The sequence below is a fragment of the Mangrovibacterium sp. genome (genome assembly GCF_041596335.1).
In the GTDB taxonomy this organism is placed as follows: domain Bacteria; phylum Bacteroidota; class Bacteroidia; order Bacteroidales; family Prolixibacteraceae; genus Mangrovibacterium.
The window spans coordinates 148,142-165,442 of sequence record NZ_JBFHIT010000005.1; the positions used below are offsets into that span (position 1 = coordinate 148,142).

Annotated in this window: 9 protein-coding genes; all 9 read left to right on the forward strand. The window is 47.3% G+C overall.

All coding sequences use genetic code 11. The features are described from left to right. Window positions 1-10: 10 nt before the first annotated feature. The 9 genes from ABZD21_RS03555 to ABZD21_RS03595 all read left to right on the forward strand — a co-directional run bounded on the left by ABZD21_RS03555 (window position 11) and on the right by ABZD21_RS03595 (window position 17,295). Window positions 11-1,816: an arylsulfatase gene (locus tag ABZD21_RS03555; RefSeq protein WP_372772951.1), complete on the forward strand. Its 1,806-nt coding sequence runs from the start codon at window positions 11-13 to the stop codon at window positions 1,814-1,816. A gap of 274 nt (window positions 1,817-2,090) precedes the next feature. Then, window positions 2,091-3,695, forward strand: coding sequence for a glycoside hydrolase family 172 protein (locus ABZD21_RS03560; RefSeq protein WP_372772952.1), 1,605 nt, complete (start codon window positions 2,091-2,093; stop codon window positions 3,693-3,695). A 144-nt stretch (window positions 3,696-3,839) separates the two neighbouring features. Next, on the forward strand, window positions 3,840-5,789 hold the full coding sequence (locus ABZD21_RS03565; RefSeq protein ID WP_372772953.1) for a hypothetical protein: 1,950 nt from the start codon (window positions 3,840-3,842) through the stop codon (window positions 5,787-5,789). 39 nt (window positions 5,790-5,828) lie between these two features. Next, on the forward strand, window positions 5,829-7,190 hold the full coding sequence (locus ABZD21_RS03570; protein WP_372772954.1) for an alpha-L-fucosidase: 1,362 nt from the start codon (window positions 5,829-5,831) through the stop codon (window positions 7,188-7,190). An 84-nt stretch (window positions 7,191-7,274) separates the two neighbouring features. Then, a complete protein-coding gene (locus ABZD21_RS03575; protein WP_372772955.1) occupies window positions 7,275-8,852 on the forward strand; it encodes a glycoside hydrolase 43 family protein in 1,578 nt (525 codons plus the stop codon). 87 nt (window positions 8,853-8,939) lie between these two features. Then, the gene (locus ABZD21_RS03580) at window positions 8,940-11,615 is read left to right on the forward strand and encodes a hypothetical protein (protein WP_372772956.1); all 2,676 of its coding nucleotides are present in this window, start codon (window positions 8,940-8,942) and stop codon (window positions 11,613-11,615) included. A 76-nt stretch (window positions 11,616-11,691) separates the two neighbouring features. Next, complete coding sequence (locus tag ABZD21_RS03585) at window positions 11,692-13,320, forward strand: sialate O-acetylesterase (RefSeq protein WP_372772957.1); 1,629 nt, start codon at window positions 11,692-11,694, stop codon at window positions 13,318-13,320. Window positions 13,321-13,383: 63 nt separating this feature from the next. Beyond that, complete coding sequence (locus ABZD21_RS03590) at window positions 13,384-15,903, forward strand: glycoside hydrolase N-terminal domain-containing protein (RefSeq protein WP_372772958.1); 2,520 nt, start codon at window positions 13,384-13,386, stop codon at window positions 15,901-15,903. Window positions 15,904-15,912: 9 nt separating this feature from the next. Next, window positions 15,913-17,295, forward strand: a complete 1,383-nt coding sequence (locus ABZD21_RS03595) for a family 43 glycosylhydrolase (protein ID WP_372772959.1) — start codon at window positions 15,913-15,915, stop codon at window positions 17,293-17,295. Window positions 17,296-17,301 lie beyond the last annotated feature (6 nt).

Sequence of the window (17,301 nt, forward strand, 5' to 3'; positions counted from 1 at the left end):
TCAAATAGAGATGAAGAAAGTAACGTTCATGTTGCCTGTTTTAATGGTACTTGTGCTTTTAAATACAGGTTCGCTTCTGGCTAAGGATGCCGTGATATCAAAACAGAAACCCAACATCATTTTTATCATCACCGACGATCAGGGGATGGGTGATTTGGGCTGTACCGGAAACCAGTACGTCAAAACGCCCAACATCGACAAGTTTTATACCGATGCGGTTCGCTTTACGAATTACCACGTTGGAACCACTTGTGCGCCAACCCGTAGTGGTATCATGAGTGGTCGTCATTGCAATCGAGTAAATGTGTATCATACTATCGCGGGGCGGTCTATCTTGTTTGAAGATGAGGTTGTTCTGCCTCAGGTTCTGGCTCAAAACGGCTATGTGAATGCCATGTACGGAAAATGGCACCTGGGCGACAATTATCCCTATCGTCCCGAAGACCGTGGTTTTCATGAAGTCGTTCGCCATGCCGCCGGTGGTGTGGGACAGGGACCCGATTACTGGATGAATGACTATTTCGACGATACTTACTGGCACAACGGAGTGGAAACGAAATACGACGGTTATTGCACCGATATTTTCTTTACCGAAGCCCTGAATTTTATTGAAACAAACAAGGACCGGCCATTCTTCTGCTACCTGTCGACCAACGCCCCTCACGGGCCGTACAATGTTCCAAAAGAATATTACGACATGTATCACGGAAAGAAGGAATATGAAGGGCTGAACGAACGGTTGCTGAGATTCTATGGGATGATCACCAACATTGATGACAATTTTAAAATGCTGGAGGACAAACTCGATGAACTGGGACTGACCGACAATACGATTCTGATTTTCACCACCGATAACGGAACTTCGGCTGGCGCTTCGGTTTACAATGCCGGAATGCGAGGCGGTAAAGGTAGCGAATTCGAAGGGGGCCACCGTGTGCCGCTTTTTGTTCGCTGGCCCAACGGAGAAATTACCGGAGGAAAAGATATTGATAAGCTGGCAGCAAGTTATGATCTGCTCCCAACTTTCGCCGACCTGCTTGGCCTGGATTTCAATCCGGTAAAACCGTTGGACGGAAAAAGCCTGGCTCCGTTGATGACGCAGGAAAATCCGCAGTGGCCGAACCGTATTTTGTACATCGATACTCAGCGCGAGCAAAACCTGATTAAGTATAAAAAATACACGGTAATGGATGATAATTGGCGCCTGGTGAATGGCGACCAACTCTATTATGTAACGGAAGATATTGGTCAGCAAAACAATGTGATTGAACAACATCCCGAAGTGGCAGCACGCCTGGCCGAAGGGTACGAAAGCTGGTGGCAATCGTTCCTGGCTGAAGGAGTGGATGAAAAATATGCTTACATCAAAGTTGGAACACCCTATGAAAACCCCAGTAAAATCATGTCGCACGACCTGATCATTGGAGCTTACAAAGCCGTGTGGCATCAAAATGGCGCCATTGAAGGAGAGCAGGGTGCCGGTTGCTGGAAAATTGAATTTGCCACCGGAGGCGAATACGCGATTACGCTGCGACGTTTCCCTCGTGAAAGCGGTCATGCTATTAATGCAACCTTCCCGGCTCAGGAAGAACGCATTGAACTGGACAGAGCAGCGCCCGCCAGTGTGAAAAACGATTTTACCGAGGCACATTTATATGTTGCCGGGCAAACCAAAGAGGCTGCCATAGAAGAAGGGCAGGATGAAGTCACATTCAAACTGAATGTTCCGGCAGGAAAATACGATATGGAAGCGCGTTTGGTTGATAAGATGAAACGCGTGCATCCGGCGTATTATGTGTACATTGAAAAATTGTAATTGACCAAAACTCGGATTTCAACAACTACTTCTAATTTCATCAACAGCTCGTATTCAAATGATCAGCGAGCTGTTGATTTTCAATCCAAGAAGCCGGTTTTCTCCCTTAGGGTTTAATTTTTCGTATTGAATTTATCGGTTGAAATATTCGGCTTAGATGAGGAGAATGAGCCGGAATCGATACCCGAGGTCGAGTGTTGACGAAATGCAGGTGGCCGATGTGTTTCAAATGAATAGATATTCCATGTTCTTTAATTTTTAGAGAAACCAATAGATGATAAAAAGAAAAGTTTGGGGAGGTTGCCTTGTCGCAGTTTTTGTGCTGGCGAGTGCTTGCGGAGTGTTAACAAAGCAGGATAAAGTGACATTCGGAACGTTGCTGGATGAAATGACGAACAGGGAAACGCTGAGCTACCTTCAAGCACCCATTTGGTCGCAACATCAGGCCAGCAGCTACGAACGCTTGTCGGTTAGTCCGGATGATACGCTTGGTTGGTATGCCAACCACGACTGGAATCATTTTCAGGGCAAGGAAATCATCAACGGAAGAACCGAATTTGTGATGCTCGATGTTGATGGCCCCGGTGTAGTTACCCGCTTTTGGAGTGGCGGTAATCCCGGTCTTGAGGCGACTTTACGTTTTTACATCGATGGTGATACCATTCCAACCTGGGAAGCTGAGCGGGCGGGAGATCTGTTGGGTGAGAACGAAATGATTGGTTATCCGCTTTCGGCTTTGTGTGTTAGTAAAGACCAGCCCCTGCCTAAAGCAAGCAGTAAGTTGGGACACAACTTATACGCTCCAATTCCTTTCTCAAAACACATAAAAATCACTTACGAAGGACCCGATCCGCGTCCGTCAGCCGGTGATGGCATGTTTTACAATATCAACTATCGGCTTTACAAAGGCGATGTTAAGATGGAAAGCTTAACCAGGGAAACCGTTGTTAAGTATGCTGAACAATTGAAAGTTGCCAATGCAAAATTGGGCGATTTGATCGACGAGAAACCCGCGGAAGTCAAGGTGGAAGCGGAGAACGGAGTGAAATCAACTGAGCTGAGTCTGGAACAAGGTGAATCAGGTTCTATCGAGCTTGAAGGAGCGTCTTCAATCCGAAGAATTCTCCTCTCTTTGGCTGCCGACAGCCTGAGTCAGGCCGTAAAAGACTTGCGCATTCAAATTGCCTTCGACGGAAACCAAACAGTGGATGTGCCACTTGGTTTTTTCTTTGGTAGTGGCGACCAACTCGTTGAAGTTTCCGATTGGTACCGCAAGGTCGACACACTCGGTAACATGGCCAGCTTCTGGGTCATGCCTTTTCAGACTGGCGCCGAGGTGAAGATTGTAAATCAAGGAGAGACGAAAGTCGGTGTAAAACTTAACGTGGCTACCGGTGATTATCAATGGGCAGGCAACAGCCTGTATTTCCACGCGAATTATTCGGAGTTGAAAAACTACTCCACGATAGCAAAACAGGGACAGGATTTCAATTTTATCACCATTCCAACAGCCGGAAATTATGTGGGAGATAATCTGCAAATAGACAAGCCTGTTCCGGGATGGTGGGGCGAAGGCGACGAAAAAGTTTATGTCGATGGAAGTACGTTCCCCGACCACTTTGGAACCGGAACCGAAGATTACTATGGCTACGCCTGGGGAGGTCAATATCCTAACCCGTTCAATCATCCGTTTATTGGGCAACCCATCGGGCAGGCCAATAGCAAGAAACAAGGAGGAATAACTGTTAACTCGCGGGTGCGTGCGCTGGATGCGATTTCGTTTAACAAATCGCTACGCTTCGATATGGAATCGTGGAACTGGCATGGGGGCGAAGTCGACTTTTCCTGGGCTTGCTTTTGGTATGCGGGCTCCAACTGATAAACGTTTAAACAGATGGTTTACATTCTAAAATACAATTGATAAAAGAAACAGAACCAGGAGTCCGGACAAATTTTATATGCGTTCGAACTCTTGGTTTCAATCAACCAGACTAAACTAAAAATGACTATAACCTATTGTGAAATGAAGAATTTATATCGACTACTGTTCGTGGTTTTTACAGTTGTTCTGTTTGGCAGCTGTACCCCGGTGAAAAAAGAGAACTTTGATTTAAGCTTGTTCCTCGACCTCGCTGATCCGAATGTGATTTACCCAACTTCGGAACAACTTGAACTCTTGAAAAAGGTTGTACCTGAAGAAGCATTTATTCCTGTCCCCCCTGTGAGCAATCGATTGTATTGGGACAGTGTTGCCTCCGTTTCAGCGGGGAAAACCTATCTGGATTTGGCTATTGCTGAATTGGATCGGGCGCCTGAAGTTCCTATTACCGATGAAATTTATTATCGGGCCAATCGGGAAGGAAATCGCGGAATTTACAAACCCCGCTATTACCGCACGATGGATCGGCTGGAAAAGTTTATCCTGGCCGAGTGCATCGAAAATCAAGGGCGCTTCCTGCCGCAAATCGAAGTGTACAGCGACTCCATCATGGCCATGAAATCGTGGCTGCATCCAAACCACGACCGCGACAATGATGTGCTGGAAGGCCGACGCGTATCCATCGACCTGGGCGCGCGGAAATTCGGTCTGGTGCTGGCGCTCGCCAATGCGCTTTTGGAAGATAAAATACCCGCTTCGCTCCGCTCAAAAATCGACGAACAACTGCAATGGCGGATCACTGATTCGTACCTGAGCTCTTGTCAGAAAGAAGAGGATAAAAGCAATACCTGGATCCGATCTACCAGCAACTGGAACTCGGTTTGTACCAGCGGCTCGGTCTTCACGACCATAGTGAACGCAAAAAGTTACGACGAGCGAGTGGCAGCCATCGGCTGTGCCCTGAATAGCATGGTGTTCTACCTGTCCGGTTTCGGAACCGATGGCTATTGCTCCGAGGGAACAGGCTACTGGAACTACGGTTTTGGTCATTACATGTATTTGTCCGAAATTCTGTCCGATTATACCGATGGTCAGATTAACCTCTTCGACTTTACCAACCGGGAAAAGATGGTGAATGTGGGCAATTTCCCATTCAACTTTCAAATTCATCCCGGAATGTACGCTCCCTTCTCTGACGGAGTGACCACCTTGGATCCGGAAAGCGACAACTTTGCCTACATTATGGCCGCCAAACATTACGGTGCTAAAAAACCTACCCGTTTTATTCCCGACGAAAGCGTTCAAACGTTGATCGCATGGAAGGATAAACAAGATTATACGTCATCAGGAGATACTCCGGTGGAGCTGCCGGGACATACTTATTTCGACGATTTTGGGATCATGATCTCGCGCGGACAGCAGGAGCTTCCGTTTTCTATCGCCATTAAAGCCGGGCATAACGGCGAAAATCATAACCACATGGATGTGGGCAGTTATGTGCTGGTTCTGGGTGAAGATTACGTGGCTGGTGATATTGGTGCGCCTTCGTACACCGCTGGCGCTTTTTCCAACGACAACCCGGCACGTAGCTCGTGGGGACACCCGTTGCCAAGGATCAACAACACTCTGCAGTCAAGTGGAAAAGAGTTCGCCGGTGAGATCGTGCATGCCGAGTTTGCCGACAATGCGAATAAAGTGGTGATGGACATTCGGTCGGCTTATGAAATTCCTTCGCTCAATAAACTGCAACGTACCATGACCAACGACAAAAGAGGACCCGGTACAATTACGGTTACCGACGAATTTTCAGCTACTGAGCCGCTGAGCTTTGGTACTGCCATCAGTACTTTTTCAAAATATGAACTGGTTGATGAGAGAACCCTCATCCTGACCGCCGTGAAAAATCAAGGGAAGGTAAAAGTTGAAGTTTTCGGTGAAGTGGCCGGCGAGGATGTCCCGGTGAAAATCGTCCCCGAACCGATCCCGGTAAAAAGTCTGCGCAGCGGGAAAGATGCAGTGCGGATCGGCGTTGAATTTATAGAGGAAGCACAATCCGGATCAATTTCTATAAAATACCAACCTATTTTAAACTAGTAGAAATCAATCTAATTATCAATAATAAATCAGAATCAAATGAGAAACACATTTATGCTAATTGCACTGTCGATGGTCTTACTTTCGACAGCCTGCAATCAAAAAACCAAAGCAACAGAACAAAAAGATGAAGTGGTGAAACTAAGCGATGATGAACGAATGGCCTGGTGGCGCGACGCCCGTTTTGGAATGTTTATTCACTGGGGACCTTACGCGGTTCCGGGCGGCGAACGCGATGGACAAATCTGTAAAGGTGGTGCCGAGTGGATTATGGACAAACTGGATTACACCATCGAAGACTACGAAAAAGATGTGGTGGGCAATTTTAATCCGGTAAACTTCGATGCCGACGCGTGGGTGACCATGGCTAAGAATGCCGGTATGAAATACATTGTTCTCACCTCAAAACATCACGATGGATTCGCTATGTGGGATTCAAAAGTGAGTGACTACAACATTGTGAAACGCACTGAATTTGGACGTGATGTGGTGAAAGAACTTGCCGAAGCTTGTAAAAAGCAAGGTATTGTTTTCTGTTTGTACCATTCAATTGTCGACTGGCACCATCCGGAGGCACAGGCTCCTTTGTATCCGAACTACAATGCCGGGCAGGCCGACCAAACAGTTGTGAACCCTGAATTCCCGAAATACTACGAAAACTACCTGAAACCGCAGGTGGTTGAGTTGTTAACCAACTATGGCGACCTCGGTGTGGTTTGGTTCGATGGCGACTGGATTGCTGACTATACCACCGAGATGGGAAAAGATTTTTACAAAACAATCCGCGAAATTCAACCCAATACCATTGTAAACAACCGTGTTGACAAAGGCCGCATGGGAATGGAAGGAATGGATATGGAAGGTGATTTCGCCGGCGACTTCGGTACACCCGAGCAGGAAATCCCGGCAACCGGAATTGATTCGGATTGGGAAGCCTGTATGACTATGAACGGCTCGTGGGGCTACAAACCATCAGACACCAACTGGAAAAGCTCTGAGGAACTCATTCAAAACCTGGTTGATATTGTATCGAAAGGCGGAAACTTTTTGCTGAATATCGGGCCGGACGGACTTGGCGTTTTCCCTCAGGAAAGTGTTGAGCGCCTGGCCGACATGGGCAAGTGGACAAAAGTAAACGGCGAAGCCATTTATGGCTGTCAAGCAAGTCCGGTTGACCGCCCCGAATGGGGACGTTACACCAGCAAGGGAAATGTGGTTTATGCGCATGTGTTCGACTGGCCTGCCGATGGCAAACTCATGATAGACGCTAACCTGAAGGTGCAAAAGGCCAGTTTGGTGACTGACGGGCAAGAGTTGAAGCTTGACGGGGCGACCATTGTTTTGCCTGAGACTGCTTCTGACGAATTTGCTTCGGTTATAAAACTGGAGCTTGCTCAATAGACTGAATAATCAAACCCGCAGAGGCGCAAGGAGACAACTCACAGCGCCTTTGTGCCTTTGCGGGTAAAATTAAACCCGAGACCTATGAAAAGCCTAATCCCAATACTCCTGCTTCAACTCGTGTTCGTTCTGTTTGTTAACGCCCAGCAATGGACTCCGGACCTGGGGGATGGAACGTTTAAAAACCCGATCATTTTTGCCGATTACTCCGATCCGGACATTCTGCGGGTTGGCGATGACTTTTACATGGTGGCATCCAGCTTTAACTGCATGCCGGGAATTCCGGTCTTGCATTCAAAAGATCTGGTGAATTGGGAAATTATCAACCATGTGTATCAAAAACTACCGCTCCAGAAGTACGATAAGGTTGCGCATGGCGAAGGTTGCTGGGCTCCTTCTATCAGGCATCATAACGGGAAGTTTTACGTCTTTTTCTGCACGCCCAACGATGGCTTGTTTATGGCCTGTACCGATCACCCATCTCATGAATGGGAGCTAACCCATGTGGTGAACGTGGTGAATTGGGAAGACCCGTGCCCTATTTGGACTGAAGATGGAGATGCTTACCTGGTTCGTAGCAAATTGTGCGGAAACGATTTATACCTTCATAAAATGAGTCCGGATGGAAAAAAATTACTCGACAACGGAACTCTGATCTTTAGAGATAAAGCTGATCAACCCATTATCGAGGGGCCCAAGTTCTATGTGAAGGACGACTTTTTCTACATCCTGGCTCCGGCCGGTGGAGTTCCAACCGGCTGGCAAACCGCATTGCGTTCTAAAAATATCTACGGTCCCTACGAGACCAAAAAAGTCCTTCACCAGGGAAGTACTGATATCAACGGCCCGCACCAAGGGGGGCTTGTCGAGTTGAACTCGGGAGAATGGTGGTTTGCGCATTTTCAGGATCGGGGCTTATATGGCCGAATTGTTCACCTGAACCCGGTAAAATGGGAAGATGGCTGGCCGCTGATGGGGGAAGATGTTAATGCCGATGGGATTGGCGAGCCTGTTTTGGTCTGTAATAAACCGAATGTGGGCAAATCCGTTCCGCAGAAGATTCCGCAAACCAGCGATGAATTTGAGTCTGAAAAGCTAGGCCTCCAATGGCAATGGCATGCCAACCCACTGGAAAACTGGTACTCCCTGTCTCAAAATCCCGGCTCAATAAGGTTAAATGCCGTTCAAAACCTGACTCAATATGGCGATTTATGGCATGTGCCTAACTTGCTGTTGCAGAAATTCCCGGCTCCTTCATTTACCGCGACTACTAAAGTCGGGTTTAACGGAGAGTTAACTGGCGATCGCTGCGGATTGGTCGTCATGGGGCGCGAGTGGGCCTACATTGCGCTCGAAAATGACGACAATAGGGTAAAGGTTGTCATGTACAAGGGCAAGTATAACAAGTGCGATGGCGGTACCAACGAAATTGAAAGCATTCCGGTTGAGGCGGAAAGCCTTTTTCTGCGTGTTTCAGTAAACGACCAGGGGATGTGCCGGTTCCAATATAGCTTGGATAATGATACGTTTCAAGGTATTGGAACTGAATTTCAGGCGAGTGTCGGTGTATGGATCGGCGCTAAGGTCGGCGTATTCTGCCTTAATCCGAACATGAGCCAGAGTAGTGGTTATGCTTGTTTCGATTGGTTTCGGGTAGAATAATCGCTGGCAGCCTTTGTGCTACCTAAATGCTAATGGCCGACATTCAAGGATTTCGGCATAAAAATGAAAATAGTTAAAAGCAAAAGAATGAATCAATTAAATAAAATGGCTGTGATCCTTTTGGGGGCCGTGCTGATATTCCAGCTTAATCTGGTTTCGGCGCAGCAACATCCGGCTTTAATTGCCGGAAACGAAGATAAGCAAGCCATTCTCGACAAAATAGAAAACGAAGATTGGGCTAAAAGTGCCTGGGAAAACCTGAAAGCCAAAATTGATCCGTATGTGGATCGACACCAGTCAGACCCCGAATGGATTGTCTCACGGATGTCGATGTATTGGAAAGATGGCGAGCGTTTCACACAATGCTACATTAAAAACCAAAATTGGGACTACGGCGAAGGAAATGCGCCAATTCCAACCGTTCGCCTGCCGGGAATGCGTACCTGGAACAGCTACATCAACGTTCCGTTGGAAGATCGTCTCCCGTACAGCGAAAATGGCGACATGCTCGCCATCGATCGGGCAACCGACGACAAAACCCCGGTGCGTGTGCCCTACAAAAAAACAGGCCACATGGTTCGCGCCAACAACAACGAAATTCTATCGTTGGCTGAAGAGGCAGCATTTGCATATTGGCTTACTCAGGACGAAAAATATGCGAAGTTTTCATCCGATATTCTTTGGACTTGGCTGTTGGGTACCTACTACATGAACCCGCCACTCGATCCGGAAAAATCGACCAATGGTCCGGGTGGTTATGCGCCGGGAGGCATCATGGGCTATTACGATTATGAACAAATTCACGACGACCACCAGGTGCATGCCTCTGCTGCTTACGATTTCCTTTACGATTATTTGAAGGCAAATCCTCACCGGCACTTGTCACAAATTGGCAAAAATACAACTGAAGTCGCCGGTGTGGTTTTCAAGCGCTTTATCGATTTGGGCCTAATCAGAGGAGGAAAAAAAGGCAACTGGAATGTGAATGGCTTCAAAAATATTGTTCCATCAATGTTGGTGCTGGAGTCGAACGATTTTTACGCCGACAAAAAAGGGAAGGAATATTACCTTCCGTACTATACAAAAATTACAACTGACTACCACGAGGCCTTGCCTGATTTTATTAAGAACTTCGACGAAAAAACAGGCCTGTGGCCTGAATCTCCCGGCTATGCTTCGGGTATGATCTCGTTGGTGTTCGACATTGGCTTGCAATTGTACCAAAACGGAGTAAATACCATTGGGCAGAATCCGCTATTGCAAAAGGCTGCACTGGCTAACCTCGGATGGCTCGATGCACGTGGCAACCTGGTTGTTTTTGGCGATATGCGTGGGGGGCCTGCCGACTTTTCGGTGTTCGAAAAAATGCTCACTTACTACACTTGGGAAGGAGATACGGAAAATGCCCGAAAAATGGCGATCGTCATCCGCAAAGGCATCGAATCGGGCCAGTACAGCCGAAGCGAAGCCGACTGGCAAGGTCTGTGTCAATATCAACCGTTACCCGATTCGGGCAATGAGTTGCCTTATCAGCGTGCGGCCTATTCGCCGCATCACCGCCATCTGATCATGAAAAACGGCAACAGCGAGCAAAACGGACTGATGTTTACGCTGTATGGTGGTGCTAAGGGCGGTCACCTGACCGACAATGGCCTGGCGATGCAGTTCTACGGAAAAGGCTGGGCGCTAAACCCGGATGCATCGGCTTACGAATCGTATTGGTCGAGCGATGCGATCTACCACCGTAGCATTACCGGATCCAACACTATTTTGCCGGGCTATACCGTGGGCGAGATTACAATCAACGCGATGGATCCTGCTGTTGATCCGGCAAAGGGATTTTACAATAGCTCCGAAACATCGGAGAACTGTTCGTTTTCCGATGTTTCGGCCGATGAAAAGCGACGTTTGGTGGCTATGATCCGAACCTCGGAAACGACCGGGTATTATGTGGATATCTTCCGATCCAACCAAGCCGACAACGATTACCTGCATCATAATTTGGGCGATGAAACCCGTGTTGTTGGCGAGAACGACAATCCATTAGTCCTAAATCCTGTTGCTGAGATTGCCAATCATCATCATAAGGCGTATTCGTTTTTTCAAAATCTGAAAAAGATTGACTACAACAAGGACTTTACTGTAAGCTGGAAAATTAATAAAGTTTCTCCCGCCCTGAATACCGATATGTGGATGATGGGGCAGGACAACCGAGAAATTTACCTGATGGATGCACCGCCAACAACATTGAGGACGGATGTGACTCCGGGCATGGTGAATAAAAGTCCGCAAACTACACCGACCATGATTGTTCGCCAATTGAATAATAACGCGCAGGATAATCCATACGTAGCGGTGTTTGAAGCGTATGCTGATGGCGAAAAAGCGATTCGGAAGATTGAGAAAGTGGCTGGCAGCGAAAAATTTGTTTGTATTGAAGTGGACTCGGATGGCTATGGCAATCAGCTAATTATGAATGCCATTGATGATAAATTGTACGAGCCGTCGGATGACACAGCGTTCAAAGGAACTTTTGGAATTGCTTCGGAAAAAGATGGCGCTGTGGAATACCTGTATTTGGGTAGCGGAAAACTAATCCGCCTGGGTAACTATTCCATCGAATCGGTTGATGGAGTGGTGTCGGCTGAGCTGAAGATGGAAAGCGGGAAACTGTATTATTCAGCCAACAAACCGGTGAAAATTAAGGTTGGTGACGACAACCTAAAGGTTTATCCGGCAGGTTTCAATATTGAAGTTAAGTAGTAAATAGAGTAGGTTGGATGGGGAGCTGATTTGGAAGTGAACTCTTCATCCTTCCTTTCAATCTAAAGAACGAAACATGTATAAAATAGTAGCCTTCCTGGTCTCACTGTTCATTTCCTGTAGTTGTTGGGCAATCGACTTGTGGTTGCCGGCCATTTTTGCCGACCAGATGGTTTTGCAGCGCGATCAGGAAGTGCCGGTGTGGGGAAAAACAGCGCCCGGTGCCACCGTCGAGCTGACTTTCGCAGGTCAACAGCTTGCCACCGTAGCAGCTAACGACGGGAGCTGGAAGATGATTCTAAGCCCGATGGCAGCTTCTGCACAATCGCGAACGATGAGCGTTGTTGCCAAACTAAACGGTGATGGCGTCAAATTGACGATTGACGATGTGCTGGTTGGCGAAGTTTGGTTTTGTGGAGGGCAGTCCAATATGTACCGTCCCTTTCGGATGCTGACGGGAGAGGCCGCTGAACCACAATATGAGCCTGTTGCCGACTACCTGCGGCAGGAAGCGGCATCGGCCAATGATATACTATTTCGGCAGTTTCGGGTAGGACGTGCGCAAAGTGTTTTCGAACCCAAATCAGAGGGGAGAGGCAACTGGTCGAAGGCAATCGCGGGTGAAGTGAACGAGTTTTGCGGAACGGCTTACTTCTTTGGTCGCGAACTGCGCCGTGAATTGAACGTTCCTGTAGCCCTGATTAGCTGCAACTTGGGAGGAACGCGGATTGAACCCTGGATGCCAATCAACGCTTTTGATAAAGACAGTGCTCTTCAGTCGTTTTACCGAAACGAAATTAACAGTATCAATCAGAAACTAGCTTCGTATGACGAAGAAATAGAGAACAAAATATATCAGCAATTGAGGGCCGAATGGGAAAAATGTACCAAAGAGGCAAAGAAGGTCGGAGTGAAGATCCCCAACGAACCCCGGAAACCGGAACATCCGGCGCAGGACAAGCAAGTTCCGGCTACCTTATACAATGGGATGATGCATCCGTTGATTCCCTATGCTGTGAAGGGAGCTATTTGGTATCAGGGCGAAAGTAACACGGGCAATTGGCCTGAAGAGTACGGAAAACGACTGATTACCATGGTGGAGGCCTGGCGCGAAGCCTGGGGGCAAAATGATTTTTATTTTTACTGTTGCCAGCTGGCAAATTATAAGGAACCGAATGATCTTCCCACGGATCAGGATGACTGGGCAACTGTGCAGTTTCAGCAAAGCCGAATCCTTCAACTCGAAAACACAGGCTTGGCAGTCTTAAACGATATTGGTGAAGCACGCGATATTCACCCCAAAAATAAAATTGATGCCGGAAAACGTATTTCCCTGTGGGCATTGAAACAAGCTTACGGGAAGGACATTGTTTGCTGCGGCCCACTTTATAAATGCTCGGAAGTAAAAGCCGGCAAAATGTTGATCACCTTCGATCGGGTGGGATCGGGTTTGATGGTTGGACGGAAACAGCTGATGGAACCTGTTGTGCCGGTGGATGAGCCGTTAGCGCGATTCCAGATTTGCGGTGTCGATGGAGTTTGGAAATGGGCTGAAGCCAAAATTATTAGTAAAGATCAAGTGGAGGTTTGGCATCCTTCAATCGCGAACCCCACAGAGGTAAGGTATGCCTGGTCATCCAATCCAAAGGGGGCAAACTTGTACAACAGGGAAGGTTTACCTGCATCGTTGTTCAAAACAAAGTAGCAATGTAAAATCATCGTAATTTCATTCTTAAAATAAACTAATCGATATATAAATATTAAACACATGAAGAGATTTTTTAGACATCCGGTTTTGATGGCCTTGCTGATTAGCGTCGGTTTTGTGTCGTGCAGTACTCCGGAAAAGCAACATAGCAAGCTCAAACTTTGGTACGATGCTCCGGCAGCCGACTGGAACGAAGCTTTGCCAATCGGTAACGGGCGTTTGGGCGCTATGGTTTTTGGAATTCCTGACCAGGAAAACATTCAGTTGAACGAAGAAACGCTTTGGTCGGGGGGGCCGCACAGAAATGACAATCCCGAGGCAAAAGAAATTTTAAGTGAAATTCGCCAGCTTTTGTTTAATGGTAAGTATAAAGAAGCCCACGATCTGGCAAACGCGAAGATTATCTCAGAAACATCGCATGGGATGAACTACGAAACGGTAGGTAATCTGAGGCTCAAATTCGATGGGCACGAAACTTACGCTGATTATTACCGTGAGTTGGATATCGAGAATGCGGTGGCGAAAACCAGTTATACGGTTGATGGAGTCGAATATACCCGTGAGGTATTTACGTCATTCCCCGATCAGGTATTGGTGGTAAAACTTACAGCTAGTGAAAATGGGAAGATTAGTTTTTCAGCCGGAATGGATCGCCCGGAACCTTCGGTAATTGAGGTGAAAACAGAGGGCGACAACATCCTCTCAATGACAGGAAAAGGGGCTGATTTGAAAAGCAAACGGACACCGGTAGACGCTCCCTCAATCGAAGGACGTGTCAACTTTGAATCGAGATTGAAAATTGTACCTCAAGGAGGCTCTCTGTCAGCATCTGAAAATACCTTGACCTTAAGCGGAGCCAATAGTGCCACCTTATATGTTTCAATTGCGACAAACTTTGTTAACTATCAGGATGTGAGTGCCGATGAGCACCAACGCGCCACCGACTATTTGGCTAAGGCTGAAACAAAAACCTATGAGCAATTAAAATCGGATCATTCGGTGTTTTACCAAAACTATTTCAATCGGGTGTCGCTCGATTTAGGAGCGACTGATTCGATTAAAAATCCCACCGATGTTCGGATCAAACAATTTAGTCAGGGGAACGATCCTGCGTTAGCAGCCCTTTATTACCAGTTTGGTCGTTACCTGTTGATTTGTTCTTCGCAGCCCGGCGGACAAGCCGGTAATTTGCAGGGAATCTGGTGTAATGATCTAACTCCACCTTGGAAAAGTGCCTATACAGTCAATATAAATACCGAAATGAATTACTGGCCAGCCGAACCAACGAACCTTGCCGAAACGCACGAGCCGTTGATTGAGTTGGTGAAAGAGCTTTCCGAGGCGGGGCAGCAAACTGCCACCGATATGTATGGAGCCGATGGCTGGGTTTGTCATCACAACACCGACCTGTGGCGAATTTGTGGCCCGGTTGATGGCGCTACCTGGGGCATGTGGCCAAGCGGCGGCTTGTGGCTTAGCCAGCATTTGTGGGAGAAGTACCTGTACAACGGCGACTTGGAATACTTGCGCTCAGTGTATCCGGCCATGAAAGGTTCTGCCGAATTTTGCCTGAGCTTTTTAATACCGGAGCCTGAACATGGCTGGTTGGTTTTTAGCCCATCTACCTCGCCCGAAAACCGTCCGGCACACCATCCGAACATGGTAAATATCGCTTATGGTGCAACGATGGACAACCAGTTGCTCCTCGATATGCTTTACAAAACCGCCGAAGCAGCCAGACGCCTGAATATTGACGCCGAACTGGTTCAGCAAATTGAAGCGACCATTCCGAAGCTGGCGCCGAACCAAATCGGTCAGCATGCCCAAATTCAGGAATGGATTCACGACTGGGACGATCCGGAAGATAAGCACCGCCATATTTCGATGTTATATGCAATGCACCCTTCCAATCAGTTTTCGCCCTTCCGCACACCCGAACTGGCTGAGGCTGCGCGGAATGTGCTGATCTATCGCGGCGACCCGTCAACCGGCTGGTCGATGAACTGGAAAATTAACCAATGGGCTCGTTTGCTCGATGGCAACCATGCCTACAAAATGATGACCGACCAGATTAAACTGGTGGGGCGTCCCGATTCTCCCGGTGGTGGCGGAACTTATGTCAATATGTTCGATGCTCATCCTCCCTTCCAAATCGATGGCAACTTTGGTTTTACTGCCGGTTTAACCGAGATGTTGCTGCAAAGTCATGATGGCGCCATACATTTGATTCCCGCCTTGCCCGACGTTTGGAAAACCGGAACTGTTACCGGATTGCGCGCCCGCGGTGGTTTCGATATTGAATTGCTGGAATGGGAAGACGGATCGATCGTGAAAGCGGTTCTCAAATCGAAATTGGGAGGAAATTGCCGGATTCGTTCGTATTCTGAGTTGACATTGGAAGGTGGCGAAGCGCTTACATCGGCGAATGGTGATAATGAAAACCCCTTCTATCAGGTTCCCGCTATTCAAGAACCTATAATCTCTGAAAAAGCTGAATTGAAAGGTTTTGAGGTGAAAGATACGTACCTGTATGATATTGCAACAGAGGCAGGACAAACCATCGTTCTGGTGAAAAAATAGGTTTGAATTATGATATTGGAGAAACAAATTACAATTCGGAAATTGATTGGTGCTCTGGCCTTGAGTTTGTTGGTGTCTGTCGTTTATGCGCAGAATCCAGTCTTTACGCATGTGTTTACTGCCGATCCTTCGCCGCACGTTTGGCCTGACGACGATCGCCTTTGGGTCTATACTTCTCATGATGAACCCGGTTCTAATAATCATTATGGGATGACGGGCTATCATGCGTTTTCGACGACCGATATGGTGAATTGGACAGACCACGGACGGATTTTGCATTTAGAAAATGTAGCGTGGGCCGAAAGTCATGCCTGGGCGATGGATGCCGTCTATTATCGCGGCAACTATTACCTCATTTATTGCATGAAAGAAGCCGGGATCGGACTGTTCCGCACAGGTGTTGCCCGTAGCGATGTTCCTGAAGGGCCCTTCACTGATCTGGGCTATATTAAGGGCGTTGAGTTTGGTCAGGATCCGGCTATCTTTATTGATGATGATGGAACGCCTTATTTGTTTTGGGGGCACGACCGCCAATGTTACGGCGCAGAGTTAAATGATGATTTAATGTCGATTAAACCCGAAACCTATGTCGACCTGACTTCCCAGTTGACCCATGTTTTTGAGGGGCCATGGGTGCACAAATACAACGGAAAATATTACCTCACTTATCCGGGATTAACGCCACGCCGTTGGCCAGAGAAGATGTTTTATGCCGTTGCCGAAAAACCGTTGGGACCTTACGAATTTAAAGGGTGCTTTATCGACGATTTTGACGGACAGAGCGGAACCAATCATGGCGGTACGGTAACTTACAAAGGGAAAGACATCATGTTTTACCACAGTGCCTGGCTGTCGGGCGGATTAAGTGAAACCCGTTGTGTGATGGCCGATTACCTGAAGTATGACCAAAATGGTGATATCATACCAATCGTTCCGTCGAAAGAAGGGTTGGGAATTGCCAAACGCACAAAGACAACCCTGCATTTAGAAGCAGAAAATGGATTTGCTGCCGGTGGCGAATTATACAATGTGATTGTTGATACCTGGATAAAAGATTACAGCGGTAAAGGATATGTTACCAACTTTGATAATCCCTACGACCATGTTTCAATTTTGGCTCAGGTAGCAAAACCTTCAAAATATCGGTTTAAAGTAAGCTATGCTTCACCCGATGGGGAATCAAATCACGATGTTTTGATCAATAGCCATCAGTACAAAGATTTTGTTTTCCCACAATCGGAAGCATTCCGCGAGATTGATTTCGGAATTGTTGAACTGAAAGCGGGTGATAATCTGATTCGCATTTTTAAAAGAAACTGGAAACCTTCGCAAGGACAACTAGCCATCGATTACGTTGAGTTGGAACAGGTGTTTGAGGAGGAAAACCAATAAACTAAA

Bases quoted from the DNA above. Each gene is read 5' to 3' on its own strand.
- ABZD21_RS03555 (WP_372772951.1), top strand. From the start codon at position 11: ATGAAGAAAGTAACGTTCATGTTGCCTGTTTTAATGGTACTTGTGCTT.
- ABZD21_RS03560 (WP_372772952.1), top strand. From the start codon at position 2,091: ATGATAAAAAGAAAAGTTTGGGGAGGTTGCCTTGTCGCAGTTTTTGTG.
- ABZD21_RS03565 (WP_372772953.1), top strand. From the start codon at position 3,840: ATGAAGAATTTATATCGACTACTGTTCGTGGTTTTTACAGTTGTTCTG.
- ABZD21_RS03570 (WP_372772954.1), top strand. From the start codon at position 5,829: ATGAGAAACACATTTATGCTAATTGCACTGTCGATGGTCTTACTTTCG.
- ABZD21_RS03575 (WP_372772955.1), top strand. From the start codon at position 7,275: ATGAAAAGCCTAATCCCAATACTCCTGCTTCAACTCGTGTTCGTTCTG.
- ABZD21_RS03580 (WP_372772956.1), top strand. From the start codon at position 8,940: ATGAATCAATTAAATAAAATGGCTGTGATCCTTTTGGGGGCCGTGCTG.
- ABZD21_RS03585 (WP_372772957.1), top strand. From the start codon at position 11,692: ATGTATAAAATAGTAGCCTTCCTGGTCTCACTGTTCATTTCCTGTAGT.
- ABZD21_RS03590 (WP_372772958.1), top strand. From the start codon at position 13,384: ATGAAGAGATTTTTTAGACATCCGGTTTTGATGGCCTTGCTGATTAGC.
- ABZD21_RS03595 (WP_372772959.1), top strand. From the start codon at position 15,913: ATGATATTGGAGAAACAAATTACAATTCGGAAATTGATTGGTGCTCTG.